The sequence below is a fragment of the Pseudomonas sp. VS40 genome, from assembly GCF_018587885.1.
GTDB classification, from domain to species: Bacteria; Pseudomonadota; Gammaproteobacteria; order Pseudomonadales; family Pseudomonadaceae; genus Aquipseudomonas; species Aquipseudomonas pergaminensis.
In genome coordinates this window covers 132,906-157,465 of record NZ_JAGYWD010000010.1, presented here as the reverse complement: position 1 = coordinate 157,465, position 24,560 = coordinate 132,906, and the positions used below count along the sequence as shown (strand labels likewise).

At 60.8% G+C, this 24,560-nt stretch carries 24 protein-coding genes and 1 pseudogene; 20 read left to right on the top strand and 5 right to left on the bottom strand.

Translation table 11 applies throughout. From position 1 onward, the window contains the following. Nucleotides 1-4 precede the first annotated feature (4 nt). From KHP07_RS25450 to KHP07_RS25425, 6 genes are all read left to right on the top strand, one after another. Nucleotides 5-841 carry an HAD family acid phosphatase gene (locus tag KHP07_RS25450; protein WP_214498239.1) on the top strand — a complete coding sequence of 279 codons (837 nt, stop codon included), beginning with the start codon at nucleotides 5-7 and terminating at the stop codon, nucleotides 839-841. A 15-nt stretch (nucleotides 842-856) separates the two neighbouring features. Then, on the top strand, nucleotides 857-1,450 hold the full coding sequence (pnuC, locus tag KHP07_RS25445) for a nicotinamide riboside transporter PnuC (RefSeq protein WP_214498238.1): 594 nt from the start codon (nucleotides 857-859) through the stop codon (nucleotides 1,448-1,450). Nucleotides 1,451-1,512: 62 nt separating this feature from the next. Continuing rightward, nucleotides 1,513-2,331 carry a transporter substrate-binding domain-containing protein gene (locus KHP07_RS25440; protein ID WP_214498237.1) on the top strand — a complete coding sequence of 273 codons (819 nt, stop codon included), beginning with the start codon at nucleotides 1,513-1,515 and terminating at the stop codon, nucleotides 2,329-2,331. After that, a complete protein-coding gene (locus KHP07_RS25435; protein ID WP_185710955.1) occupies nucleotides 2,328-3,158 on the top strand; it encodes an amino acid ABC transporter permease in 831 nt (276 codons plus the stop codon). Before KHP07_RS25440 ends, KHP07_RS25435 begins: the two co-directional genes overlap by 4 nt. Before the next feature lie 27 nt (nucleotides 3,159-3,185). Next, complete coding sequence (locus KHP07_RS25430) at nucleotides 3,186-4,559, top strand: LLM class flavin-dependent oxidoreductase (protein ID WP_214498236.1); 1,374 nt, start codon at nucleotides 3,186-3,188, stop codon at nucleotides 4,557-4,559. An 81-nt stretch (nucleotides 4,560-4,640) separates the two neighbouring features. After that, nucleotides 4,641-5,375 carry a UTRA domain-containing protein gene (locus KHP07_RS25425; RefSeq protein WP_214498235.1) on the top strand — a complete coding sequence of 245 codons (735 nt, stop codon included), beginning with the start codon at nucleotides 4,641-4,643 and terminating at the stop codon, nucleotides 5,373-5,375. Nucleotides 5,376-5,563: 188 nt separating this feature from the next. On the opposite strand, the gene KHP07_RS29615 is transcribed toward KHP07_RS25425, so the two are convergent. Then, nucleotides 5,564-5,791 carry a hypothetical protein gene (locus KHP07_RS29615; protein WP_250883722.1) on the bottom strand — a complete coding sequence of 76 codons (228 nt, stop codon included), beginning with the start codon at nucleotides 5,789-5,791 and terminating at the stop codon, nucleotides 5,564-5,566. After that, a complete protein-coding gene (locus KHP07_RS25420; protein WP_250883723.1) occupies nucleotides 5,788-6,729 on the bottom strand; it encodes an MFS transporter in 942 nt (313 codons plus the stop codon). The genes KHP07_RS29615 and KHP07_RS25420 overlap by 4 nt, the downstream gene beginning before the upstream one ends. A gap of 416 nt (nucleotides 6,730-7,145) precedes the next feature. Here KHP07_RS25420 and KHP07_RS25415 point away from each other — a divergent pair, with 416 nt between their 5' ends. The 6 genes from KHP07_RS25415 to KHP07_RS25390 all read left to right on the top strand — a co-directional run bounded on the left by KHP07_RS25415 (nucleotide 7,146) and on the right by KHP07_RS25390 (nucleotide 11,911). Further along, nucleotides 7,146-7,436: a type II toxin-antitoxin system ParD family antitoxin gene (locus KHP07_RS25415; protein ID WP_214498234.1), complete on the top strand. Its 291-nt coding sequence runs from the start codon at nucleotides 7,146-7,148 to the stop codon at nucleotides 7,434-7,436. A gap of 2 nt (nucleotides 7,437-7,438) precedes the next feature. Continuing rightward, nucleotides 7,439-7,795, top strand: coding sequence for a type II toxin-antitoxin system RelE/ParE family toxin (locus tag KHP07_RS25410; protein WP_122815095.1), 357 nt, complete (start codon nucleotides 7,439-7,441; stop codon nucleotides 7,793-7,795). Between the two features lie 803 nt (nucleotides 7,796-8,598). After that, the gene (locus KHP07_RS25405) at nucleotides 8,599-9,588 is read left to right on the top strand and encodes an aldo/keto reductase (RefSeq protein ID WP_214498233.1); all 990 of its coding nucleotides are present in this window, start codon (nucleotides 8,599-8,601) and stop codon (nucleotides 9,586-9,588) included. Between the two features lie 49 nt (nucleotides 9,589-9,637). Continuing rightward, nucleotides 9,638-10,126 (top strand): (R)-mandelonitrile lyase, encoded by a 489-nt coding sequence (locus KHP07_RS25400; RefSeq protein WP_214498232.1) that lies wholly within the window; start codon nucleotides 9,638-9,640, stop codon nucleotides 10,124-10,126. 70 nt (nucleotides 10,127-10,196) lie between these two features. Next, nucleotides 10,197-11,090 (top strand): LysR family transcriptional regulator, encoded by an 894-nt coding sequence (locus KHP07_RS25395; RefSeq protein ID WP_214498231.1) that lies wholly within the window; start codon nucleotides 10,197-10,199, stop codon nucleotides 11,088-11,090. Nucleotides 11,091-11,155: 65 nt separating this feature from the next. Next, a complete protein-coding gene (locus KHP07_RS25390) occupies nucleotides 11,156-11,911 on the top strand; it encodes a bestrophin-like domain (RefSeq protein WP_214498230.1) in 756 nt (251 codons plus the stop codon). A gap of 33 nt (nucleotides 11,912-11,944) precedes the next feature. Here KHP07_RS25390 and KHP07_RS25385 read toward each other — a convergent pair. Then, nucleotides 11,945-12,151, bottom strand: a pseudogene (locus KHP07_RS25385) (zinc-binding dehydrogenase); the annotation flags it as partial. Between the two features lie 162 nt (nucleotides 12,152-12,313). Here KHP07_RS25385 and KHP07_RS25380 point away from each other — a divergent pair. Beyond that, complete coding sequence (locus tag KHP07_RS25380) at nucleotides 12,314-12,865, top strand: GNAT family N-acetyltransferase (RefSeq protein ID WP_214498229.1); 552 nt, start codon at nucleotides 12,314-12,316, stop codon at nucleotides 12,863-12,865. A 40-nt stretch (nucleotides 12,866-12,905) separates the two neighbouring features. Beyond that, complete coding sequence (locus KHP07_RS25375) at nucleotides 12,906-13,280, top strand: hypothetical protein (RefSeq protein WP_250883724.1); 375 nt, start codon at nucleotides 12,906-12,908, stop codon at nucleotides 13,278-13,280. Between the two features lie 81 nt (nucleotides 13,281-13,361). Here KHP07_RS25375 and KHP07_RS25370 read toward each other — a convergent pair whose 3' ends face one another. Next, nucleotides 13,362-13,808: a GNAT family N-acetyltransferase gene (locus KHP07_RS25370; RefSeq protein WP_214498228.1), complete on the bottom strand. Its 447-nt coding sequence runs from the start codon at nucleotides 13,806-13,808 to the stop codon at nucleotides 13,362-13,364. A gap of 306 nt (nucleotides 13,809-14,114) precedes the next feature. On the opposite strand from KHP07_RS25370, the gene KHP07_RS25365 reads away from it, so the two are divergent. The 5 genes from KHP07_RS25365 (at nucleotide 14,115) to KHP07_RS25345 (ending at nucleotide 21,677) form a co-directional block, all read left to right on the top strand. Continuing rightward, a complete protein-coding gene (locus tag KHP07_RS25365; RefSeq protein WP_214498227.1) occupies nucleotides 14,115-16,535 on the top strand; it encodes a TonB-dependent receptor plug domain-containing protein in 2,421 nt (806 codons plus the stop codon). Between the two features lie 62 nt (nucleotides 16,536-16,597). Next, a complete protein-coding gene (locus KHP07_RS25360) occupies nucleotides 16,598-18,208 on the top strand; it encodes an ABC transporter substrate-binding protein (RefSeq protein WP_214498265.1) in 1,611 nt (536 codons plus the stop codon). Further along, nucleotides 18,205-19,155: an ABC transporter permease gene (locus KHP07_RS25355; protein WP_078048391.1), complete on the top strand. Its 951-nt coding sequence runs from the start codon at nucleotides 18,205-18,207 to the stop codon at nucleotides 19,153-19,155. The genes KHP07_RS25360 and KHP07_RS25355 overlap by 4 nt, the downstream gene beginning before the upstream one ends. 3 nt (nucleotides 19,156-19,158) lie before the next feature. Beyond that, entirely contained in the window at nucleotides 19,159-20,058 is a 900-nt protein-coding gene (locus KHP07_RS25350) for an ABC transporter permease (protein ID WP_214498226.1), read from the top strand. Continuing rightward, nucleotides 20,055-21,677, top strand: coding sequence for a dipeptide ABC transporter ATP-binding protein (locus KHP07_RS25345; protein WP_100490722.1), 1,623 nt, complete (start codon nucleotides 20,055-20,057; stop codon nucleotides 21,675-21,677). Before KHP07_RS25350 ends, KHP07_RS25345 begins: the two co-directional genes overlap by 4 nt. On the opposite strand, the gene KHP07_RS25340 is transcribed toward KHP07_RS25345, so the two are convergent. Beyond that, nucleotides 21,658-22,851 (bottom strand): hypothetical protein, encoded by a 1,194-nt coding sequence (locus KHP07_RS25340; RefSeq protein ID WP_214498225.1) that lies wholly within the window; start codon nucleotides 22,849-22,851, stop codon nucleotides 21,658-21,660. The genes KHP07_RS25345 and KHP07_RS25340 overlap by 20 nt on opposite strands. Before the next feature lie 456 nt (nucleotides 22,852-23,307). On the opposite strand from KHP07_RS25340, the gene mexE reads away from it, so the two are divergent. Then, on the top strand, nucleotides 23,308-24,549 hold the full coding sequence (gene mexE / locus KHP07_RS25335; protein ID WP_099491276.1) for a multidrug efflux RND transporter periplasmic adaptor subunit MexE: 1,242 nt from the start codon (nucleotides 23,308-23,310) through the stop codon (nucleotides 24,547-24,549). Nucleotides 24,550-24,560 lie beyond the last annotated feature (11 nt).

Genomic DNA, 24,560 nt, shown 5'->3' with positions numbered 1-24,560 from the left:
GTTCATGCGTAATCTGATGTTTGCCAGTGTGTGCCTGCTCTCCACCGCCATCGTCGGCTGCCAGCAGCAACCGCCCGCCAACGACCAACTGGACGCGGTGCTGTGGACCCAGACCTCCATCGAGCACGAGCTGATTTACCGCCAAATCTTCGCCAGCGCCACCCGTCAGCTGGACGTCGCCCTGGCCGACCCGACCTGGGACGCCCTGCCCTTGCCACCCCGCAACCTCAGCGGGCTGCCGCCGGCGGTGGTGGTCGATATCGACGAAACCGTGCTCGACAACGTGCCGCTCAACGCCCGGGACATTCTCAGCAACCAGGTCTACTCCTACGACCGCTGGAACACCTGGGTCGACCAGGCCAAGGCCCAGGCCCTGCCCGGAGCCGTCGAGTTCCTGCAGGCGGCCGATAAAAAAGGCGTCAGCGTCTACTACATCACCAACCGCGAACACAGCCACGTCCAGGCCACGGTCAACAACCTGCGCCTGCGCGGCTTTCCGGTGGCGAGCAACGAACAGGTGCTGGCTGCCAGTACGCCCACCGGCCATTGCGAACAGGCCGGCTACGGCAAGAACTGCCGGCGTCAATGGGTGGCCAGCCATGCCCGTGTGCTGATGCTGGCGGGCGATTCCTTCGGTGACTTCGTGCAAGCTGAACACAACACCCTGGCTGATCAACGCAAGGCCGCCGCGCCGTACCTGGCCTGGCTTGGCCAACGCTGGTTCCTGTTGCCCAACCCCACCTACGGCAACTGGTACAGCGCGCCCTATGGCGACCAGGAAAAACTGCCCTTCGAACGCAAGCGCCAGCTCAAGCAACAGGCGCTGCATCTGGAAAACTAGTTCCGAGAGAACCCTATGTCGCCACTCGAAATCGTCGCCGTGTTCTTCAACATCGCCGGGGTCTGGCTCACCGCACAGCGGGTGCGCTGGTGCTGGCCGGTCAGCGTGGTCGCGGTGTTGTTGTATGCCTGGATCTTCTTCGACGTGAAGCTGTATTCGGACATGCTGCTGCAACTGGTGTTTGCCGTACTGCAAGGTTATGGCTGGTGGCGCTGGAGCACTGGGCGCATTGACGCGGGCAAGGTGCGTGTAGAGCGCCTGCCGCCTCAGGAGGCGTGGCGGCATCTGTTGGCGGGGCTAGTCGGCGCCGTGGCCCTGGGCTCCGTGATGCACCACTTCACCGACGCCGCCCTGCCCTGGCTCGACTCGCTGCTCACCGCCTTCAGCCTGGTGGCCAGCCTGTGGGCGGCGCGCAAATACGTGGTCAGTTGGTGGCTGTGGATAGTGGTGGATGCGGCCTATGTGGGCCTGTTCCTGTACAAAGACCTGCAGCTGACCGCCGCGCTGTACGCCGGATTCGTGGTGCTGGCGACCTATGGTTTGCGCGCCTGGCACCGGGATTTGCAACAACAGGAACATATAACCAAAGCGTCGGTTTACAGCGTTTAATATCATTAAACATTAGGGCATCTATCGCGTTTAAATATAACAAAACTCGCCTGGATGCTTTTATGAACTTACGCACTGCCGCCGCCCTCAGCGTCACCCTTCTCCTGGCCAGCCCGGCCGTGTTCGCCGGGCAAACCTTGGACCGCATCACCCAATCCAAGCAGTTGGTCGGCGTGTTGATGGAGAACTACCCACCGTTCTCCTTCCTCAACGAACAAAACCAGTTGGATGGTTTTGACGTTGATGTCACCAAGGCCGTGGCCGCCAAACTCGGCGTGAAACTCAAACTGGAAACCCCGTCCTGGGAAGTCATCGCAGCGGGCCGCTGGAACGGCCGTTACGACGTGTGCATCTGCTCTATGACCCCCAGTGCCGCACGCGGCCAGGTGTTCAATTTCCCGTTCGAGTACTACGCCTCGCCTGCCGTGGTGGTGGTCAATGTAACCGACAACAGCATCAAGTCACCGGCCGACCTGACCGGCAAAAAAGTCGGGGTGGGCAGTGCGTCCACCTACGAGGCCTACCTGGCCAAAGACCTGGTGATCGAAGGCGCGAGCAAGCCCATCGTGTACCCGTTCAAGGCCGTACAAGCCGTGCCCTACGACAACGAAACCATCGCCTTCCAGGACCTGGCCCTGGGCACCGGCAAACGCCTGGATGCCATGGTCACCAACCTGGTCACCGCCAAGGAACGCATTGACCACGACCCGCGCTTCAAGATCACTGGTGACGTGCTGTACGCCGAGCCCAATGTGGTGGCCACCGAGAAAGGCGATCCGGCGTGGGATGCCAAGCTGACCCAGATCCTTGCCGAGCTGAAAAGTGACGGCACGCTGGCGAAGATCTCCCAGAAATGGATCGGCTCAGACATTACCCAATGAGTGTATTCCCCACCCCACCTGCCGTTGTGAAACCACCACCGGTCAAGCGCACGCTGCTGTCGTTCAAAGTACGCCTGTGGCTGACCTGGGGCGTGATGCTGTGCCTGTTCGCCGGCCTGTTCATGAGCTTCGACCTGCAGTTCGCCATCGTCGCCGCCAAGTGGCAAAACCTGGTGGGGCTGCACCTGTCGCCCCAAGGTTTCCTGCAAGGCGCGGCGCTGACGCTGTTCCTGTGTTTCTGCTCGATCTGGTTGTCGGTGGCGCTGGGTTTTGCCACCGCCCTGGCGCGGTTGTCGAGCAGCGCGGTGGCGTTCGGTATCGCCAGCTTCTACGCTTCGTTTTTTCGCGGCACGCCACTGCTGATCCAGATCTTGCTGATCTACCTGGGCCTGCCTCAATTGGGGGTGGTGCCGGGCGCCATCAGTGCCGGGATCATCGCGTTGTCGCTGAACTACGGCGCGTACCTCAGCGAGATCTTCCGCGCCGGCATCCTGGGTGTGTCCCAAGGCCAACGCAACGCAGCCGCCGCTCTCGGCATGGGCCGGGCGGTAACGTTCTGGCAGATCGTCCTGCCCCAGGCCATGCGCACCATCATTCCGCCCACCACCAGCCAGTTCATCTCGATGCTCAAGGACTCCTCCCTGGTCTCGGTGATGGGCGTGTGGGAAGTAATGTTTTTGGCGCAATCCTATGGCCGCTCGTCTTACCGCTATATCGAAATGCTCACCACCGCTGCCGTCATCTACTGGTTGCTGTCGATCGGTCTGGAACTGATCCAGGCCCGGCTGGAACGGCACTACGGCAAGGCTTATCTCCACGGGCGCTAGCCCTACTCTTTACCTGCAGGAAGCACCATGTCCGATCCCACCCCGTTGTTATTCGGCCTTTATGAACAAGCCAGCGTCGGCTGCGGCGGTGCGCCCAGCCTGTGGACCCACCCGGCGGATGAGCGGCTGGGCATCAATACCCTCAAATACTGGTCGAACCTGGCCCGCACGGCAGATGAAGCCAACCTCGACCTGATGTTCTTCGGTGACGTGCTGGGCTTTTACGATGTGTTCGGCGGCTCCGAAGCCATGGCGTTGAAATGGGCGGTGGAAGCCCCGGCCAATGACCCGCTGACGATTATTCCAGCGCTGGTGGCCCTCACCGAAAAACTCGCGTTTGGCGTCACCGTTACCACCACCTACGAGCACCCGTTCACCCACGCCCGGCGTTTCAGCACCCTCGATCACCTGTCGGACGGGCGCATCGGCTGGAACATCGTCACCTCGTACCTGTCCAGTGCTGCGCGCAATTTCGGCCTGGAGCAGATGATCAAGCACGACGACCGTTATGAGCGCGCCGAAGAGTTTCTCGACGTGGTGTACAAGCTCTGGGAAGGCAGCTGGGCCGATGATGCAGTGATCGCCGACAAACTCGCGCACACCTACGCGGACGGCGCGCGCGTGCGGCCTATCCAGCATGCCGGTGAACATTACCGGGTGGCTGGGCCGCACCTTACGTCGCCGTCGCCGCAACGCACGCCGTTGCTGATCCAGGCCGGTTGGTCGGGGCGTGGTCGACAATTCGCCGCCAAGCACGCGGAGTTGGTGTTTATCGCCAAGTCCAACCCGCTGGAAATCCGCCAGGGCCTGGAAGATATCTGGGGCCAGGCCGAGGCCCGAGGCCGTCAGGCGGCCGACGTGAAATCGCTGACCGTGTTGCGCATCGTCACTGCTCCCACGGCCATCGAGGCGCAGAAAAAATACGACACCCTGCAAAGCAACTATCACCTGCAAGCGCAGTTGGTGAGCTACGCCGGTGACACCGGCATCGACATCAACCGCTATGCAGACAACGAGGCGCTGTCGACCCACACCGAAGGCATGACCTCCTACATCATGAAGCCCGATGGCAGCGGCAAGCCGCTCACTGCCGGCGAGGTGCGCCAGCGCTTCGCCAATGTCACCCGGGGCAGCGACCTGATCCTGGTGGGCACCCCGGAGCAGATCGCGGAAAAGATCGAGGAGCACGCCCGCATCTCCGGCACCAGCGGCTACATGCTCAACCCGCTGATCAGCCCAGGCTCCTTGAACGACTTTGTCGAACTGGTGATCCCGGCCCTGCAAAAACGTGGCCTGTACCGCACCACGGCGCAAAGCGGCACCTTGCGCTCGCGCCTGCGCGCCGATGGCAGTGACCGGTTGCCGGCCTCGGCCCATGGGGCGTCATTCCGCTTTGCATAGCCCCTGCGTGGGAGAAGGTGACCTGCGCCAACAGGAACGGTAGAGTCACCCCCACGTCATGCCTGCTCACGGAACCCCAGGATGCCTTTCGACCCCATTTCCCCGCACTACCAGCGCATCCGCGAACAGATCGCCCATGACATCGCCGCAGGCGTGCCCCAGGCCGATGAGAAATTCCCCTCCGAACGGGACATGATCGAACGCTTCGGCTGCACCCGCGTCACCCTGCGCCAAGCGTTGCAGCAACTGGAAGCCGAAGGCCTGGTGTACCGCGAAAACCGCCGGGGCTGGTTCGTCAGCCCCCAGCGCATCCGCTACGACCCCACGCGTATCAGCGGCTTCATGGATTACGTCAGCGCCCAGGGCCGCACCCCGCGCACCGAATGCCTGCACGCCGAACTGCGCCCCGCCGGCCCCTGGTTGGCCAAGCGCATGGGCCTGGCCTCGGCGGACGAGCCGGTGTTCTTCCTGCAACGCCGACGCTGGATCGACCGCCGCCCGGTGCTGCTGGAGTTCAACGCGCTGCTCGCCAGTTGGTGCCCTGGCCTGCTCGAAGCCGACCTCAATACCTCGCTGACCCAACTGCTGCGCGAGCGTTTTGCGCGGGTGCAGTCGCGGTGTGAGCTGGAGATGCACATCGGCACGGTGAACGAAGAACAAGCCGAGTTACTGCAACTGTCGCCGGGCTCCACCAGCGTGTACCTGGAACGCTTGAACTTCGGCGAGGACAACCGGCCGGTGGAATTCGACCAGGAATTCTGGCGCCCGGATGCGTTGTCGATTGTGATGGAGACTCGGTATCCGGGAACTCACTGAGACGTCAACACAGACGCCGCTGACAAGTCCCGTGATAGGGTTGCTTCGGCGCGTCGAACAACTGCTCGGGTACTCGCTGCCTCCCCAGCACCACGGCGTCCTTGATCACGATCAAATCAGGGGCCAGCGCCCGTACCACAGCCAGGTCTTGTGTACGCGTAAGTCCTCATCATTGAGGTGCTGCACGTTCATGCATGGGGAACCCTGCGCAAAACCAACATTGCAATGAACAGCAAACCGACTATCCCCACCGAGATCATCAATCCGTGCTCACTGACATAGGAAACTGTGGCGCCCGTGGCAATGGGACCTAATACGCTGCCCAAGGTGTAGAACATCGCAATAGCCGTCATGGCGGTGGACACTTGATGTTCGCCGACCTGGTCTCCCACCTCGATCACAGCCAAGGTGTTCATGCCACCAATGGCGCCGCCCCAGAGGAATATGACATCGTCGCTAGCCAAGGAAGCGGCTGGCTGAACGGAATGGCCAGGGTGCCCAGCAACAGTATCAAGCCGCAGACTAATTGGCCGACTTTGTATGAACTGCGGTCGGCCATCCAGCCGATTGGCAGTTGCAGGATGGTGCCGCCAATTCCGAACGCCGATATCAGCAGGGCGGCGGCGGTCAACAGATAACCGGCCGAGAGGCTGTAGCCTGCAAGGAACGATACGGATGAGGTTTCCGAAAAGCCCGCGATAAACGCGCCACACAGTGCCGTTGGAATGATGCTGAACAACTTGCCATGGCGATTTTCTGCCGGGGTTTGCGGTCGCGTATCGTAGTCCTTGAGGGCTAATTCCAGCGCGCCGGACAACAACACGATCACGATACATGCGTAGTAAGGCGCGGCACTCCCGACGCCGAGTACAACCAACAGCAGCGGACCGACAGCAATACCCAGGCCCATCAAGGTCTCATGTATGCCGATCGCCCGACCGCGCTCGTCTTTCGATGCAACCGCGACAATCCACGTATCGCAGGCGATCCAGCGCAGAATCAACCCGATACCAAGCACGAAATTCAGCGAAAAAACCAGTGCCAAATGGGTTGTCAGGGTCATACCGATCAGCGCAGCAATCGTTAGCGTTGCGCTGAGGACATTCGTCTTGACCAGCCCCAGATGGGCCAGCAGACGCGGAAGCCATTTGTAGAGCAGCAGGATCGCCAACCACGAGGCGCTGACAATCACCCCGATCTTTGCCGGTTCGACCCCTAGCTGCTCAAGCGAAAGTGACAGCAGCGGAGTGACTGTACCGATCTGTACGATCTGCGACAGGGCCGAGAGGGTGTTTATCTTGGTAAAGGCAAACCAGCGTTGTTTGTCGGTGTACTCAATACTTAGATTTTCCATTCGTGACCGACCTTAGTTGGACAGCGGTAAAGTGCTCAAACTGCCACGGGCAAAGTTCACCTTCAGGCTTGTGGAACAAGGCATTGATGGTGTCTGGAGGCGACCAGTCGGTGAGGTTGTCTTCGAAAAGGCAGAGCATTCCAGCACTCGCTTCTGTTCCGGCTCAAAGGTCCCGCGGTCAAGGTTTCCAACGGCCCAGATGATGCCTGAGTACACGCCGGCGGCCACTGCAGACTGGTGGCCGTGTTGTACGGGCAATTTGCCACGTCTCGTCGAGACTAAGGATCGAAACATCCCAAAAAGCAACCATACAACCCAGTTTGGCAGACCCAAGCCTTAAACCATGTACCGGAAAGTTAAATGGCATAATATGCCAATTACCGAAAGACACTACTCGCTGAAAGCTGGAGTTCAATATGGCAACGAGAAACGTTGTGCTCACCCCTCACCAGGAACAGGTCATACATGACCTGATACAGTCCGGCCGTTATCAGAATGCCAGTGAAGTAATGCGAGAAGGTTTGCGTTTACTGGAGCAGCGCATCGCCGAAGACACCGCCAAAATTGAGGCCCTGCGTCAGGCTACATCGATCGGCATCATGGACCTTAAGCGCGGGCGCTCCACTGAGCTCAACGAAGGGGATCTGGCGCACTACCTCGAGGGCTTGAGCCTGGAGGCAACAATCCCGACGAAAGAGAAACACTGAGCATGTCGCAGTATCGGATTTCCAATGCGGCTCGTGCCGACATTGTTGACATCCTCAGGCTCTCCCAAACGCAGTTCGGCGATCAAGCACGCCATCGCTACCAGGCGCTGATCCTCGCGGCGCTGCAAGCTCTTGCCAGCACGCCTTATCGCATTGGCAGCCACGAGCGCGATGAGCTTGCACCGGGCCTTCGCAGCTATCACCTCGTATATTCACGCCAGCAAGCTAAACACCCTCATGGGACGGTCAAAAGCCCACGCCACGTCGTGTTCTATCGCGTGGCAAATGAAGAGGTGATCGAGGTCGTCCGACTCCTTCATGACGCCATGGACGTGCAATTGCACTTGCCTAATGACTGATCAGCGATCCAGGACACAGACATGACTGGCCAGGAACAACAAAGGTGAGACGCCCCCTCTAGATCTCAACCTCAACCCCCGCGCTGCCAGCCGACTCAACGGTCAATTGGAGCACAAGGTTTTAGGCCCTAGTGCACTATCGAGGTCTACGACCACAAACACGATACTCAACTTTGCCCCGCTTTTTTAACGCCGATTGCGTATTTAGACGCCTGGCATTGGGCCCCAACTTCCGATGGATACTCGCATCGATCCCTCTGGCGACCAGCGCCATTGGAACATCGCGCAGAGCATGACTATCTGGCGATGCCAATTTCAGGACAGGTGCTGAAGGACAGCCCGACAACTCCGATTAAGGATATCGAATCATCGAACCATCAAGGATTTGCCCGATTCGGTTTGGTCATCCAGTATACGGGGGTGCACTGAATGCCAGCCACGACCACCCAGGTCCGCGTCAGAAATCGCCATTCGCGATCGCTCGAACACTCGACGCAATTGGGGGCATAACTGGGGGCATAATTCGTTTTTTTCAAGCTGTAACTACCGGCCTAGAGCCCAGTCAAAATGTTTTTTGGCGATCCGAACAGCCTCTGAACCAAAGACCCCCCAATAACCATCCGCGCCCCGGCGACTCATGAATCCTCCTCATAGGTCCATCCCGATTTAACCGTCTAGTCCCCCCTACCCACCTCCCCTAAGGTGTTCACACCACATCTGCACGCGCCCGTCCCGGCCAGTGCAGCCTGTTCGTGAACACCCGGCGCCCGCTCAACGCGGTGCGCCAGACTGGGGGATCTCCTATGCAAAAGCGCAAACTCGGCAACAGTTCTCTTGAAGTCTCGGCCTTGGGCCTGGGCTGCATGGGGCTCAGCCATGGCTACGGCCCTGCCACGGATACCGGTGTCGCCATCTCATTGATTCGCAAAGCGGTTGATCTGGGCGTGACGTTTTTCGACACGGCCGAGGTCTACGGCCCTTACCTGAATGAGCACGTGGTGGGCGAAGCACTGGCCCCCGTGCGCGACCAGGTGGTGATTGCGACCAAATTCGGTTTCACCTTTGGCGACGACAACAAACAACAGATCCTCAACAGCCGCCCGGAACATATCCGCGCCGCGGTGGAGGGCTCGTTGCGGCGGTTGCGCACGGACTATATCGACCTGCTCTATCAGCACCGGGTTGATCCGGACGTGCCGATCGAAGACGTCGCCGGCACGGTGAAAGCGCTGATCGAGGAAGGCAAGGTCAAGCACTTCGGCCTGTCGGAAGCCGGCGTGCAGACCATCCGCCGGGCGCATGCGGTGCAGCCGGTCACCGCGCTGCAAAGTGAGTATTCGCTGTGGTGGCGTGAGCCGGAGCTGGAGATCATTCCGACGCTTGCCGAGCTGGGGATTGGCTTTGTGCCTTTCAGTCCGTTGGGCAAGGGCTTCCTCACCGGGGCGTTCGCGGCAGACGCATCGTTCGGCAGCGATGATTTCCGCAGCATTGTGCCGCGCTTCAACTCACAGGCCCTGCAGGCCAACCAGGCGCTCGTGGTGCTGATCCGTGAGATCGCGGCGCAGAAAGACGCCACGCCAGCGCAAGTGGCCTTGGCCTGGCTGCTCGCCCAGGCGCCGTGCATTGTCCCGATCCCGGGCACCACCAAGCTGCATCGCCTGGAAGAAAACATCGGCGGCGCGTCGCTGTCGCTTTCCAAGGCAGAGCTTGAGGCCATCGAAACAGCGCTGTCGCAGATTCATATCGAGGGTGAACGCTACCCGGAATCGCTGAAGGCGCGTGTCGGTCGTTGAGCACGCCCGTTCCCCTTGTATCTCTCACCTTTAAATTGGGACGCCTGCGATGAAAAAACTGATTGCCCCCATGATTGCCTTGTCACTGCTGTCCGGTGAAACCCGCGCTGAAACCGCCAATGAAGTCCGCGTCAACCGCGCAGGTGCCCAGCCCTCGATCCTGGGCGCAGCGCAAACCTTCACCGGCACGGTGCATGTCGATGGTCTGTTCAACGCCGAGCCCCCTGCTCGCGTTGGCGGCGCTACCGTGACCTTCGAGCCGGGCGCGCGTACGGCTTGGCATACCCATCCACTGGGGCAGACGCTGATTGTCACGGCCGGCGTCGGTTATGTGCAGCAACAGGGCGGCCCGCGCCAGGAAATCCGCCCCGGCGACACCGTGTGGATCCCGCCGCACGTGCGCCATTGGCACGGCGCGACTGCGACGTCGAGCATGACCCACATCGCTATCGCCGAGGCCGAGAACGGCACAGCCGTCACCTGGGCCGAGAAGGTCTCAGACGCGGACTATGCGGACGGCGCCGTGCAGTCACGATAAAACCTCGCACGTCCCGGCATCTCATGCTTACATTCAGCAATGTCCCGCCCTTCATGAGAACCGCTCATCAATGTCCCGCGCCAACTTCAATGACCTTCAGGCCTTCGTGGTGATTACCCGCGAAGGCAGCTTCACCCGCGCGGCGGCGCAACTGGGCGTCTCGCAATCGGCGCTCAGCCATACCATGCGTGCCCTGGAGGCACGGCTGGGGGTGCGGTTGCTGACACGCACCACACGCAGTGTGTCGACCACCGAGGCCGGCCAGCGCCTGTACCTGTCGATGGCGCCGCGCTTCGAGGAAATTGAACTGGAACTGGCCGCCGTCAGCGAGTTTCGCGACACCCCGGCCGGCAACGTGCGCCTCTCGGCCTCTGAGCACGCGGCCAACAACATCCTGTGGCCCAAACTGCTGAAGGTGCTGCCGGACTACCCGGACATCCATGTCGAAATCACCGTTGACTACGCCCTCTCCGACATCGTCGCGCAACGCTACGATGCCGGCGTCCGCCTGGGCGAGCAAGTGGCCAAGGACATGATCGCCGTGCCGATCGGCCCTCAACTGCGCATGGCCGTGGTCGGTTCCCCCGAGTACTTCAAGCACCGTCCCTCGCCCACAACTCCAGGCGACCTTGCCGAGCACAACTGCATCAACCTGCGGCTGCCTACCCACGGCAGCCTTTTGCAATGGGACTTCGAAAAGGACGGCCACGAACTCAAGGCCCGCGTTGAAGGCCAATGGACCTTCAACAGCAGCCTGCCGATCCTGCGCGCCGCGATCGCGGGTTGCGGGCTGGCGTTCCTGCCCGAGGATATGGTGCTGCAGGCGGTGGCTGACGGCGAGCTGCTGCGCGTGTTGGAGGATTGGTGCCAGCCGTTTCCTGGGTATCACCTTTATTATCCTAATCGGCGGGAGCATTCATCTGCGTTCAGGGTGGTGATTGAGGCGTTGCGGAATAGGGAATGAAGGGGCTAAGTCCACCCGACAGTCTATTCTCTAAGACTTGAATCCTATTGATCAGGGCGCAATGCATGAACTCACTCTTGATCGCATTCGCCATTTTTGGGTGCCTGGTTGCGGCCTCGCTGCTCATGATGCATTGGTACCCCAAGCTGCCAGCTCGCCACAGGGATGAAGAGACCAACACCGTGATTCGCCTGGTCGCGAATATTTTTGTGGTGATGACGTCGCTGGTCTTCGGCCTGATGATTAATTCCGCCAAGAATACCTTTGAGTCCATTGATGCGAACTTCCATGGGTATGCAACCAGCCTGATCATTTTTGACCGGACGCTGCGCGGCTACGGAGAAGCCACACAAGAAACAAGGACCCGTCTGGTCGCTTATCTTGAGCGTGCTATCGAGACCCCCTACCGAGGTGACGAAGCCTTGCAGCATCGTAACAGTGAGGCAGCTAAATACCTGGACGACATCGGCAAGTCACTGGCCGGTATAAAGCCCCCGGATCGCTTCCATGAAACCATGCTTCAGGATATCCGCCAGCAATACCACTCGCTCATCGAGCAACGCTGGAGGATCGTCGAGCAGTCGGAAGGCGCGATTCCAAGCCCGTTGATCGGGATGCTGGTCGCTTGGTTGACACTCATCTTCGCGAGTTTTGGCTACCGCGCGCCCCGGAACTCGATGGTCATTGGCATGTTCATCATCTCGTCATTGCTCATCGCGGCTTCTGTTTACCTTGTATTGGACATGGATGTGCCCTTCCACGGCCCTATCCAGATATCCGACGAGCCCCTGCGCCGGGCGCTCGCCGTCATGCAACTCTAGGCGAAAAAAGGGCGCCCGGTTGGCGCCTCAATGTTATTCAGCGATTTTGATCACGACCTTGCCAAATGCGCCCTTCGCGAGATGCTCGTAGGCCTCTCGTGCTTGCTCGAATGGGTACACCTGTTCGATCACGGGGCGGATCTTGTGTTCGTTGAGGAACAGGTACATTCGGTCAAATGATGAGCGCGGTGCTACGGCGATACCGCGAAGGGTCGTCTGACGGAATATGAGTGGCATCAAATACGGTGACGGTTAGCGACTGGCTATCAAAGCTGAGGGCTCCAGCCCTTCGGATTTACGCACTGCGATGGCTCCATCAATAACCCGTCACATTGGATCTTTCTTTATCAAACTGCCGCTCTAGACTGGCTCCAACCCCTTTGGCCACTCGGAAAGAAACCCATGCCCTCCCCCGACTTCGACTGCCAACCCGACCTGTACGGCAGCACCCTAAGGCTTAAACCGCTGGCAGACGGTGATTTTGAAGGCATGTTCCAGGCAGCGGCTGACCCGGACATCTGGTGCGGTCATCCCGCGCGGGATCGCTATAAACGCGAGGTGTTCGAGGCGTACTTCGCCTCTCTACTTGCCACGAAGAAGGCGCTCGCGGTCATCGAGAGTGCCTCGGGGGATATCGTCGGCACCTCAAGCTATTACACGCCGCCGGATCTACCGAACAGCATAGCCATCGGTTTTACGTTTCTGGTGCGGGCGAAGTGGGGCGGCAATGCCAACCGCGAACTTAAGCAGTTGATGCTGGAACATGCCTTCACGGTTTACGACATTGTCTATTTCCACATCGCGCCTACCAACATTCGCTCGCAAACGGCCACGATGAAGTTGGGGGCGGTGCATTTGTATGACGCCGAACTGAAAATATCCGCTGCACCTTCCTTGGCGAAGTGTTACGGACTGACGCGCGCTCAATGGGAGAGCGCTAGTCTATTTGCGTGAGATGCCGGAAGATGGGCGATTATTTGAAGGGAGGCAAACAATGCGTTGTTTAATTGGTTTTATGGTCCTGGTGTCATCGGCAGCCGCCCTCGGCTCAGAGGCGCAGATGAAGCAGTGGGAAAAGATGGATCGTTGCTCAAACGCCGCCTTTATCGCGGTATCCATCGTTGAAGAAAGTGCCGACACCTTCAAGCAGACACTCGCGCTGCAGGGCGCCATTGGCGGGCTCAAGAACAATACAAAGCTGGGAGAGGCGACACCGAGTGAAAACGAAGTTGCGGGAGCGCACAAAATGGCACTTCGAGTCTCTGCCGGGATGCCTCGGCCCTTGTCGAAGCGCGATCACGATTGGCTGATCGCCCAGGCCGCAACATCCTGCACCTTGTGGGTGCCTGACGCCAAACCTGCTTCATAGCGCCCGCACTGGCATGCCGACATCGCAGCTGAACTGGCCGGTGTGGGCGCCAAAATTCGCCAATAGCCGAAAGCTGCCCAGTCAGGCGTTGGCCAGCTCGATTATGTGGGTGGCATGGACATCTTCTGTTCGAGTGAAGCCGCAGCGCAGGTAAAACGCGTCGCCTCCTGACGTATCGGTGGAAAGACGCACCGTCTGAAAGTGAAGCGTGGCCTGCGCAACCAACGCTTTTACCAGCGCCTGACCGACGTGTTGATTCCTTGCCGCAGGTGCCACGTACACGCGCCGTAGCCTTGCGGTATCGGGCTGAGTATAGGGATCCACTGATAGCCCTCCGATACCTATCACTCGCTGGTTCGAATACGCTGCCATGAGACATTCACCGGGCGCGTTGAAGCGATTCGTTCCAGACTGCCACTCCGAAATCAGGCGCGTGAGAAACCTGAAACCTTCTGCAACTGCCTCTTTCTCCAACGTAAAAACTTCTGCCGGCAGGTGCGTAATCTGTTGAATCTCGATTCGTTTCATTCGTCGTCCTTGATTCGGTGTGAATCCGTTTGGCTTATCGAGGATGCATCGGGTGCAGACTATAAGCGGCAAGTGGCAGTGCAGCTACTGCATTAGGGCGCCGGATTTGGCCGCTGCTGAGAGTACAGAACTGACACAGCCACTAAATAAAAATAGATGATCTTATTTTTTAACAACATAACAATGTTTAATAATTAGCTTATTCCAAAAAAGACTTTCCACAAGGTTTTTTATAGATATATCTTCATTTCACAGACCGACCCCATACCTGGCGGAGGACGCACCCACACCCTCCAGGTTACCTCCATGCCAGACATCGCCTTCCCCACGCACTTCAAGAAATTACCTCTTTCACTCCTGACCGGCTCCCTGCTCCTGACTGCTGCGCCCTCTTTTGCCGAAGACGCCAAGCTCGACACCGTCACGGTGATTTCCACCGGCCTGCGGGGCCAGCAGCGCACCGTGGCGGACAGTCCGGCGCCAATCGATGTGATCAACAGCGACCAGTTGCTCAAGACCGGCCGCGCCGAGTTGTCCGAGGCGATTGCCAAGCTACTGCCCTCGTTCAACTTCGGCACCAACATCGCCGGCTATAACTCGGTGACCCGCCCGCTGAGCAACCGCAGCCTGGGGCCGGCCTACACCCTGGTGTTGGTCAACGGTAAACGCCGGCATAACGGCGCCACCGGCCAGCGCGGTTCCATCGATAACAGCGGCGCAAACGCGGTCGACATCGACCTGATTCCGGTGAGTGCCGTGGACCATATCGAGGTGCTCAAAGACAGCGCTGCCGCACAGTACGGTTCGGACGCGGTGGCGGGTGTGATCAACATTATTCTCAAGAACACCAAGAGTGGCGGCCACCTGGAAACCAGCTACGGCCAGCTGTATTCCGGCCAGGGCGAAACCATCAAGGTGGCGGGTGACCAGGGTTTTGAACTCGGCCAAGGCGGCTTCTTCCACTTTTCGGCCGATGCGCGCAAACGCGGCAGTGCCTCGTGGAACGACAAGGCCGACAGCACCGTGCGCGCTTTCGCCGACCCGGCCAAACAAGCGGCCTGGGACCGAGTGGCGATCAAGAATGGCGACCCTGACCTCAAGGCCTTCAACCTGGCCTACAACGCCGAACTGCCCCTGGAAGACTTGACGCTGTACTCCTTCTCTACCTATGGCGAGCGGGACGCCGAGGCCGCCAACTACTTCCGCTTGCCCACCGGCACGGCGGCAGTGCCGGAGGTGTTTCCCGACGGTTACTTCCCGCTCAACAACATCAAGGACCGTGACTACCAGTTCCTGTTCGGCGGCAAGGGTTTGGTGGCCGACTGGAACTGGGACCTGAGCACCACCTACGGGCGCAACAACGTGCACCACTCCAGCGACCTCAATATCAACCCGTCGCTGGGCACCGCTTCACCGACCAAATTCGACAACCTGGCGACCTTCCGGTTCGAGCAGTGGGTCAACAACCTGGACTTCACCCGCCGCTACGACAGCCTGTTCAACCTGACGCCGCCAGTGCAGGTATCGGCCGGCCTGGAGCATCGCTGGGAGCACTTCAGTACGTTCGCCGGCGACCCAGAGGCGTATGTCACTGGCACCTACCCCGCCGCTTCCGGCGCGCAGGCTGCCGTGACAATTCGCCCCGAAGATGAAGTGAGCCTGATCCGTAACAACTACGCGGGTTACCTCGACCTGGGCTTCGACCTGACCGACCGTTGGTTCCTCGACGTGGCTGGCCGGGTCGAGCATTACGACGATGACTCGGGTAATACCTTCGGCCTCAAAGTGAACTCACGCTACGAACTGACCGACACTGTGGCCGTGCGCGGCACCGTCGGCACAGGCTTCCGGGCGCCCTCCCTGACCCAGATCGGCTACACCGTGGCCGACAACCGGGTGGCGACCGATGTGAACGGCAATGTGGTGCCGGCCGTGACGCGCCTGACGCCGTCGGGCAGCAACCTGGCCAAGGCCCTTGGCGGCGATGACCTCAAGCCGGAGAAATCCCGCAACCTCGGGCTGGGCCTGACCTGGCAACCGGCGCCACGCACCAGCATCACCGCCGATGCCTATTTGATCGACATCGATGACCGCATTGCCCTGACCAGCAATATCTATGACCGTGGCAATGGCGCAATCAACGCCATTCTCGCCGCCCAGGGCGTGCCCACGGGTACCTGGGTCAACTATTACACCAACGCCTTCGACACGCGCACCAAGGGCCTGGATGTGGTGGCCGACCACACCACACCGCTGGATACCTGGGGCGATGTGCGCTGGAGCCTGGGCTTCAACTGGAACAAGACCACCATCGAAGGCACCCGCGACACGCCGAGTGCGCTGGCGGGTTCGGGCGTGACCCTGGTGGGCCGCGACCGTGAAGGCGACCTGACCGACGCATCACCCAAGACCAAATGGATCCTGGGCGCCAACTGGAAGGTCCAGGACCTGGCCGTCAACCTGCAGACCGCCCGTTACGGCGCGGTGAAGACCCTGGCCGTCAACCCTACAGGCGACCGTAGCTTCGGTGCCAAATGGATCACCGACCTGGACGTCAGTTACACCTTCGTCGACAGCCTCACCGTCAGCATCGGCGGCACCAACATTTTCGACGTACGCCCCGACAAACATGCCGTGTACAGCAACCTCGGCCTGGCGGCCTACGGCAACCCACCGTTCTACCCAGGCGGCGGCTATTGGTACACCAAGCTGGCGTACGACTTCTGATCCACACCTTGCATGCACCCGCAACGCCACATGAGGGCACCCCATTGAATACCTCCAACTTGATGAGCCGTCTGCTGGCCCCTTGCGCCTTGGCGCTGAGCCTCGCCGCTTGCTCGCCCGGGAATGACACCCAGGCCGGCAAGACTCTGAACATCGCGTTCTTTGGCGACAACACCACCCTGGTCAGTGTCGACCCGTTCCAGGTCTATTGGCTGGAACACCGGGTGCTGCTGCGCAATGTCGCCGAATCCCTGACCGACCAGGACCCGGAGACCGGCAAGATTATTCCCTGGCTGGCCAAAAGCTGGGAGGTCAGTGATGACGCGCTGACCTACACCTTCCACCTGCGCGATAACGTCACCTTCAGCAACGGCGAACGCTTCGATGCCAAGGCGGTGAAAACCGCCTTCGATAGTGACAAGGCACTGGCCACTGAGCTGCCAGCGACCTTTGGCGCCACCTACCTGGCGGGCTTCGACCACGCCGAGGTGGTAGACGATTTCACCGTCAAGCTGGTGCTGTCCAAGCCCAACGCCGGCTTCCTGCAAGCCACGTCGACGACCAACCTGGCGATCCTCGCCCCCGCCTCCTACGCACTGACGATGAAGGAGCGCTCCCTGGGCAAAATCATCGGCACCGGGCCTTTTGTATTGGCCAGCTACACGCCGGAAGTCGGTGCGCACTTGACCAAGCGCAAGGGCTACGCCTGGGCCTCGGCCAATATGAAAAACCAGGGGGAAGCGCACCTGGACGCGGTGGACATCAGCTACATCCCCGAAGAAAGCGTGCGCAACGGCCTGTTCCTGCAAGGCAAGGCCGACATCCTGTGGCCACGCAACCCGTTCTCGGAAGTCGACCTGAAACTGTTCCAGTCCAAGGGTGCGACCATCCAGAGCCGCTCGCTGCCAGGGCCTGCGCTCAACCTGTACCCCAACACCCGTGGCGAGCGCATCCTCGCTGACCAGCACGTACGCCTGGCGGTGCAGAAGTCCCTCGACCGCAAGAGCTACGCGAGCACCGTCTACAACGCCGAGTTTCCGGTGGTGGACGGTATCTTCGATGTGACCACGCCTTACTTCAAAAGCCAGGGCAACAAGCTCGCCTATGACCCTGCGGGCGCTGAACGCTTGCTGGACCAAGCCGGCTGGGCCAAGGGCACGGACGGTTACCGGCAAAAAAACGGCAAGCGCCTGACCCTCAGCTACAACATCAGCCCCGCCGAGACCGCTGGCGACGTGTTGATCCAGGACCAACTGCGCAAGGTCGGTATCGAATTGAAACTCAGCGTGGTCACTCGCGCCGAATGGGTCGCCAACAACTCTGCCGGCAATTACGACCTGACCATCAACTACATGACCCGCGCCGACCCGATCATCCTGCAGACCATCCTCGATCCGCGCAGCGCCAACAGCTCAACGGTGGCCACCAACACCTACGAACCGGCGGTGTTGGAAAAAGCCAAGGGCTTGTTCGATGCCGGTATCACCGCGACCCAAGGCCAACAACGCGCAGCGGCCTATGGTGACTTGCAGGACCTGCTGATCGATGAAAGCTCTGCCTTCCCGGTGTACGAGCGCGTGTGGCAGGCGGCGACGTCGCCGAAGGTGAAGAACTTCCGCTGGACCGCCGAGGGCTTCGCGCTGCTGGGTGATATCGAGATCGGCACGCCATGAGCCGTTACTTGATCGGTCGCGTTGGCCAAGCCCTGTTGGTGCTGTGGGGGGCGTACAGCATCACGTATTTCATTCTCTATCTGCTACCGGGTGACACCTTGTCGATCATGCTCAGTGCGTCGGGCATGGAAGCCGACTCGCTGTCGGTGGAAGACCTGGCCAAGGCCCGGGCTTTCTACGGGCTGGACAAGGGCCTGTTCGAACAGTATTTCGACCTGCTGCTCGGCGCACTGCACGGTGACTTCGGCCAGTCACTCTCGCTCAATCGCCCGGTCGCCGAGCTGCTCGCCGAACGCCTGCCGCAGACCTTGTCCCTGGCCGGCCTGGCCATCGTGCTGTCGCTGCTGGGCGGGATCGGCCTGGCCTACCTGACGGCCTATATCCGCTGGCAGCCGTTGAAGCAGGCCTTGGCGCGCCTGCCGTCGCTGGGGTTTTCGGTGCCGGTGTTCTGGATGGGATTGTTGCTGATCCAGGTGTTTGCGTTTGGGCTGGGCTGGTTTCCCGCCACTGGCAGCCGGGGTTTCGAAAGCCTGGTGCTGCCGGCCATCACCCTGGCAATACCCAGTGCGGCGGTGTACGCCCAAGTGCTGCAACGCAGTTTCCAGGGGGTGTGGAGAGAGTCCTACATCGCCACGGCCTACGCCAAGGGCCTGAGCCGTGGCCAGGTGCAGGCACGGCATGCGTTCAAGAATGCCGCACTGCCGATCCTCACCCTGATCGGCTTGCAGGTGGGCAATACGGTGTCGGGCGCGGTGTTGGTGGAGACCATCTTTGCCCGCTCCGGCATTGGCCGCCTGGCCCAGGAAGCGGTATTGCGCCAGGACATACCGGTGGTGCTGGCAATCGTCGCGGTGTCGGCAGCGGCATTTGTACTGGTGAACCTGCTTGTCGACCTGCTCTATCCGTGGCTCGACCCGCGTATCTCTCACACGCCAAAGGTGTCCTAGACCATGACGATCCTTGAGCAGAACCTGGGCCGCAGCACCCTCCCGGCCAGCCCGGCGCTGTGGCGCCGCCGCAGCCGCCTGCAACGCACCACGGCGGTGGTGTTGCCGCTGCTGCGCAGGCCCGGTTTCAGCCTGGCGCTGCTGGTGGTGGTATTCGCGCTGGTGGCCGCCGTGGCCCCGCACCTGTTGAGCGGCTTCGACCCCTACGCCACGTCCCCCATCGACAAGCTCCGCGCGCCCAACCTGAGTCATTGGTTCGGCACCGATGAGCTGGGGCGCGACCTGTACACCCGCGTGGTGTTCGGCTCCAGCCTTTCGGTGCTGGCGGCGTTTCTCGCCGTGGGCATCGCCCTGCTCGGCGGCCTGGGCCTGGGCATCCTGTCGGGCTTCGCCGGTGGGCGCATTGATGCGGTGATCATGCGTTTTGTCGATGTGTTGCTCGCCCTGCCCGGCCTGCTGCTGGCCCTGGCCATCGTGACGGCGATCGGCTTCGGCACCGTGCCGGTGGCTATCGCCGTGGGCATCGGCATCATTCCAGGGTTTGCGCGCACCACCCGCGCCGAAGTGCTGCGGGTCAAGACATTGCCCTACGTCGAGGCCGCGCGCCTGGGCGGTGCAAGCTGGGGCCGCACCTTGCTGCGGCACATCCTGCCCAACGCCTGGGGGCCAGTGGCGGTGCTCGCGACCCTGGACTTTGGCGCGGCCATCCTGGCGACTGCGGGTCTGAGTTTCCTGGGGTTTGGCGCCGCGCCACCGGCAGCCGAATGGGGCACCTTGATCGCCAACGGACGGCACTTTCTGATCACTGCACCGTGGGTGTCGCTGCTGCCCGGCCTGTTCCTGGTGGCCGTGGTGTTCAGCCTCAACCATATCGCCCGCACCTTCGAGGAGATCCAGCGATGAACGCTTTAGTGGATGTTCGCCAACTCAGTGTCAGCTACCGCTCCGGCGGGCACGTCAATCAAGCGGTGCGCACGCTGTCGTTCGCTATCGCCCAAGGCGAGACGGTGGCGATTGTCGGCGAATCCGGCTCGGGCAAGTCGACCCTGGCCAATGCCATCCTCGGCCTGCTGCCAGACAATGCGCAGATCAGCACCGGCCAACTCTGGGTGGACGGCAACGACCTCACCCACGCCAACGAGCGCCAGAAACGCAGCCTGCGCGGCCGCACAGTGGGCCTGGTGCCCCAGGACCCGATGGTCAGCCTCAACCCGACCCTGCGCATCGGCCAGCAGATTGCCGAGGCGCTGATCCTGGCCAAGGGCAAACGCTACCCCGCCGTGGATGCCGACATTGTCGAACTGCTGCAACAGGTGGGCATCGACAAGCCTCTGCTGCGCGCACGCCAGTACCCCCATGAACTCTCCGGCGGCATGCGCCAGCGCGTGCTGATCGCCATTGCCCTGGCCGGCAACCCACGCTTGATCATCGCCGACGAACCCACCAGTGCCCTCGACGTGACGGTGCAGCGCAAGATTCTCGACCACTTGCAACGCCTGGTCAGTGAGCGTGGGATTTCGCTGTTGATCATCACCCATGACCTGGGCGTGGCTGCCGACCGCGCCGATCGGATCCTGGTGATGCAGCAAGGCGAACTTGTCGAGCAGGGGCCGCCACGCCAGATCCTCAGCGCGCCGCAACACGACTACACCCGCGCGCTGATTGCCGCCGCGCCCGCGTTTGCCAAGCGCCGTGAGCCCTTGGTGCGCATTGACCCGGCGCAACAACCGATACTGAGCCTGCACAATGTGGGCAAGACGTTTGCGCTGCCCAAGGTCAAGGGGGAGGATTCGACGTTCGTTGCCCTCGAAGACCTCAACCTGCAGGTCTTTCCCGGCCAGACCCTGGCCATCGTGGGCGAGTCCGGATCGGGCAAGAGCACCGCGCTGCGTATCGCCCTCGGCCTGGAAAAACCCACACAGGGTCGGGTCTGGTTCGAGCAACGGGACGTCACCGACCTGAGCTGGCGCGACTTCCGCCCGCTGCGCCAGCGCCTGCAACTGGTGCAGCAAAACCCGTTTGCCGCCCTCGACCCACGCTTTACCGTGTTCGACAGCATTGTCGAGCCGCTGGTGTCATTCGGTGTGCTCAAGGGCCCGGCCCTGGAACAGGCGGCACGCGAGTTGATCAGTCGTGTCCACCTCCCGGTCAGCTACCTGGACCGGCTGCCGCGCGAATTGTCCGGCGGCCAGTGCCAACGCGTCGCCATCGCCAGGGCACTGGCGTTGAAACCGGACCTGTTGCTGCTGGACGAGCCAGTCAGCGCGCTGGATGTGTCGGTGCAGGCGCACATTCTTGATCTTTTGGAAGAGCTGCAACGGGAGATGGGCATTGCCTATGTGCTGGTGTCCCACGACCTGTCGGTGGTGGCCAACTTCGCCCATGAAGTGCTGGTGCTGCGCAATGGCCGGGTGATTGAACAAGGCTCGGTCGAGCGGATATTCAATCAGCCGGCGAGTGATTACACGCGGGAATTGATTGCAGCCATACCGGGTCGGCAAGTTACGGCGACGGCGGCGTGATCTCTCGTCTAAGCTGCTCCCAGCCCACGAGTCGAGCAGCTTGCCTGGTCCAGATCGATTTTGCCGTCGGCGGTGCATGAAGGTTCATCTGCGGGGGCATGCGCTGTATCCGGCTGGCGCGGGTGAACAGGCAGAGTTTGGTATAGGACGGCAGTTGGTGAAGTTTGGCGGTATGGATAGCCATTGGACAAATCAACAATAGGTCGCCGAACGCGAACAGCTGGTACGCGCTAACCTGCACCCTTGCATCATCGCGCAGGCGTGTCTGCCATTGCAGCGAATCCAGATCGCCCAATTTCACCTGGTCCTCCAGAATGAACCGGGCAGCGTGAGCCTGGCGGATCTCCAATGTGCCCGCGACGATGTAAGTGATGCTCGACATAGGCCCGCGCGCGGAAAGCAGGAACAGAATGAAAAATATCATCACTGACACCGCTACCATGGACATGCGACGAAACAGACTGCCCTGGACGACAAAAAACAAGAGTGCCGGTATCAGGCTGAGCACGAAGGTGCAAATCGAAAAAATCGCCACAAATGTGACTGCCGCCTCGTCATCCTGGCCGACGTAGCTGTCCAGGATCAACAGCGTCGGCAGTGTTCCGGAAACGACCGTCATCAGCAGCATCAGGGCGATGGGCACGTACACCCACTTGCGTTGGTCCCGGGGCGCTCCTCGCGCGATAAGCACCCGCACCGCTCTTATTTGAGCCAACCCCAGCAGTGCCAGAAGCGTAGTGCCCGAAACAATCGACAGGGCCTGCCCTGCGCTGACCTCTTCATTCCAGTAAAAAGCCAGTGTCATAAACGTGGTGAACCCGACAACCAGTGGCACCAGAAGCCATCCGGCAATGTATCGGGTGTTCTCGCGGCGGCTGTTGAGCAATGAAACCGACATTCCGTACAGCCATGCCGAAACCATCAGCACTGCCAGTTGCAGGGTCATCATGAAGGTCACCACAAGTACCCACACCAGCAACGCCGATTTGGAGTCCAGCGTGGACATGAAAATGTCCGGGCGCCCGATGGCTTTGGTGTAGATGTAGAGGCTGAGCATGCCGAAGCCCGTGCCGAGAAAAATTACAGTCACCGTAAACGGTGTCCAGTGTTCAAGCAGGCGCTTGAACCCACTGCGGAAAAACATCTGGAACGTTGAAGCGGGCGCCGGCGACATCAGATCTCCTTGAAGTGAACACTCTCAGGCGGCTGTTTTAATCCACAAACAACCTCACCGCAAACAGTATGGGCACGGCATCCTGACGCAAACGCTGGCCTGACGTGCCGCAGCGCCAGCGGCTGGCGACAGTCTCAATGCGTGACGCAGCCCTCATGGCCCTGTTGCCGCTAATAGCGCTGCGCATCAGAATCCCCCAAGTCGTCGGGCACTACAGGGATATTCTGCACATGGCTGCTTCAAATAACGCCTGACGCCGACGCGTCTTTACCACCCACGCAAAACACCTTTGTCATCACGCCTATTGATAGCCCCCTAACGAAACCCCCATGCTAGAGGGCTAATCGCTCGCTTATATCATTCCGAATGATAGTTACCTTTGCTTCATTCGATTCGTGACATAGCACCTCGCCGCGCATGATCCGCCCATCTCAAATACATTGGCGGATGCACCTCATGGAACAGTCACTCAAACATTTGCGCTTCCCTCTGGCGATTTTGGCCGTGGTCGTGATGAGCGCGTGCGGCAAGAGCCCGGAACAAGCGGCCGCCATGCCAGCTGCCAAAGTCAGCGTGGCCAAGGTGCTGGAACAACCGGTCAACGAGTGGGATGAGTTCACCGGTCGTTTGGAAGCCCCGGAAACCGTGCAGATCCGTCCGCGCGTGTCCGGCCAGATCGATCAGGTGGCCTTCACCGAAGGCGCCCTGGTGAAGAAAGGCGACCTGCTGTTCCAGATCGACCCGCGTCCTTTCCAGGCCGAAGTGCGCCGCCTTGAAGCCCAGTTGCAACAAACCCGCGCCGCGGCAACCCGCAGCGATAACGAAGCGCAACGTGGCGAGCGCCTGCGCCAGAGCAATGCGATCTCCGCCGAACTGGCCGATTCGCGCACCACGTCCGCCCAGGAAGCCCGCGCCGCCGTCGCCGGGATCCAGGCGCAGTTGGATCTGGCCAAGCTGAACCTGAGCTTTACCCGCGTGACCTCGCCGATCAGCGGCCGTGTCAGTCGTGCCGAAATCACCGCCGGCAACTTGGTGACCGCCGACGTCACCGCGCTGACCAGCGTGGTCTCCACCGACAAGGTCTACGCCTACTTCGACGCCGATGAGCGTGTGTTCCTCAAGTACACCGAACTGGCCCGCCAAGGCCGTCGTGGTGCGACCACTCCGGTTTACCTGGGCCTGTCCAACGAGACCGGCAACCCGCACCTGGGCCAGATGAACTTTGTCGACAACCAGGTCAACCCAGCCACCGGCACCATCCGTGGTCGCGCCGTGTTCGACAACAGCAAGGGCGAATACACCCCTGGGCTGTATGCACGCCTGAAGCTGGTCGGCAGCGGCACCTACTCCGCCGTGTTGATCAACGACGAAGCTGTCGGCACCGACCTGGGCAAGAAGTTCGTGCTGGTGATGGACGGCGACAAGCCGGCCTATCGCGCGGTGGAACTGGGGCCGAAGATCGAAGGTTTGCGCATCGTGCGCAGCGGCCTGAACAAGGACGACACCATTATCGTCAAGGGCCTGCAGCGCGTGCGCCCTGGCTCGCCGGTCGCCCCGGAAACCATTCCGATGGCCAGCAAGGAAACCCTCGCCGCCTTGGCCCAACAACGACAAGCGCTTGAAGCCAGCAACCTGGAACAAGTGGCGCCGGATAAAGCCGCGCCGAAACTTGCCAGCGCTGCGACTCCACGCGGTTAAGGGATACAACT

Coding starts and splice junctions, on each gene's coding strand:
- KHP07_RS25340 (WP_214498225.1), bottom strand. CDS start 22,851: ATGTCGCCGGCGCCCGCTTCAACGTTCCAGATGTTTTTCCGCAGTGGG.
- KHP07_RS25425 (WP_214498235.1), top strand. CDS start 4,641: ATGCCTTTCGACCCCATTTCCCCGCACTACCAGCGCATCCGCGAACAG.
- KHP07_RS25405 (WP_214498233.1), top strand. CDS start 8,599: ATGCAAAAGCGCAAACTCGGCAACAGTTCTCTTGAAGTCTCGGCCTTG.
- KHP07_RS25430 (WP_214498236.1), top strand. CDS start 3,186: ATGTCCGATCCCACCCCGTTGTTATTCGGCCTTTATGAACAAGCCAGC.
- KHP07_RS29615 (WP_250883722.1), bottom strand. CDS start 5,791: ATGAACACCTTGGCTGTGATCGAGGTGGGAGACCAGGTCGGCGAACAT.
- KHP07_RS25390 (WP_214498230.1), top strand. CDS start 11,156: ATGAACTCACTCTTGATCGCATTCGCCATTTTTGGGTGCCTGGTTGCG.
- KHP07_RS25380 (WP_214498229.1), top strand. CDS start 12,314: ATGCCCTCCCCCGACTTCGACTGCCAACCCGACCTGTACGGCAGCACC.
- KHP07_RS25435 (WP_185710955.1), top strand. CDS start 2,328: ATGAGTGTATTCCCCACCCCACCTGCCGTTGTGAAACCACCACCGGTC.
- KHP07_RS25360 (WP_214498265.1), top strand. CDS start 16,598: ATGAGCCGTCTGCTGGCCCCTTGCGCCTTGGCGCTGAGCCTCGCCGCT.
- KHP07_RS25420 (WP_250883723.1), bottom strand. CDS start 6,729: ATGGAAAATCTAAGTATTGAGTACACCGACAAACAACGCTGGTTTGCC.
- KHP07_RS25395 (WP_214498231.1), top strand. CDS start 10,197: ATGTCCCGCGCCAACTTCAATGACCTTCAGGCCTTCGTGGTGATTACC.
- KHP07_RS25450 (WP_214498239.1), top strand. CDS start 5: ATGCGTAATCTGATGTTTGCCAGTGTGTGCCTGCTCTCCACCGCCATC.
- KHP07_RS25365 (WP_214498227.1), top strand. CDS start 14,115: ATGCCAGACATCGCCTTCCCCACGCACTTCAAGAAATTACCTCTTTCA.
- mexE (WP_099491276.1), top strand. CDS start 23,308: ATGGAACAGTCACTCAAACATTTGCGCTTCCCTCTGGCGATTTTGGCC.
- KHP07_RS25370 (WP_214498228.1), bottom strand. CDS start 13,808: ATGAAACGAATCGAGATTCAACAGATTACGCACCTGCCGGCAGAAGTT.
- pnuC (WP_214498238.1), top strand. CDS start 857: ATGTCGCCACTCGAAATCGTCGCCGTGTTCTTCAACATCGCCGGGGTC.
- KHP07_RS25375 (WP_250883724.1), top strand. CDS start 12,906: ATGCGTTGTTTAATTGGTTTTATGGTCCTGGTGTCATCGGCAGCCGCC.
- KHP07_RS25400 (WP_214498232.1), top strand. CDS start 9,638: ATGAAAAAACTGATTGCCCCCATGATTGCCTTGTCACTGCTGTCCGGT.
- KHP07_RS25410 (WP_122815095.1), top strand. CDS start 7,439: ATGTCGCAGTATCGGATTTCCAATGCGGCTCGTGCCGACATTGTTGAC.
- KHP07_RS25350 (WP_214498226.1), top strand. CDS start 19,159: ATGACGATCCTTGAGCAGAACCTGGGCCGCAGCACCCTCCCGGCCAGC.
- KHP07_RS25355 (WP_078048391.1), top strand. CDS start 18,205: ATGAGCCGTTACTTGATCGGTCGCGTTGGCCAAGCCCTGTTGGTGCTG.
- KHP07_RS25345 (WP_100490722.1), top strand. CDS start 20,055: ATGAACGCTTTAGTGGATGTTCGCCAACTCAGTGTCAGCTACCGCTCC.
- KHP07_RS25440 (WP_214498237.1), top strand. CDS start 1,513: ATGAACTTACGCACTGCCGCCGCCCTCAGCGTCACCCTTCTCCTGGCC.
- KHP07_RS25415 (WP_214498234.1), top strand. CDS start 7,146: ATGGCAACGAGAAACGTTGTGCTCACCCCTCACCAGGAACAGGTCATA.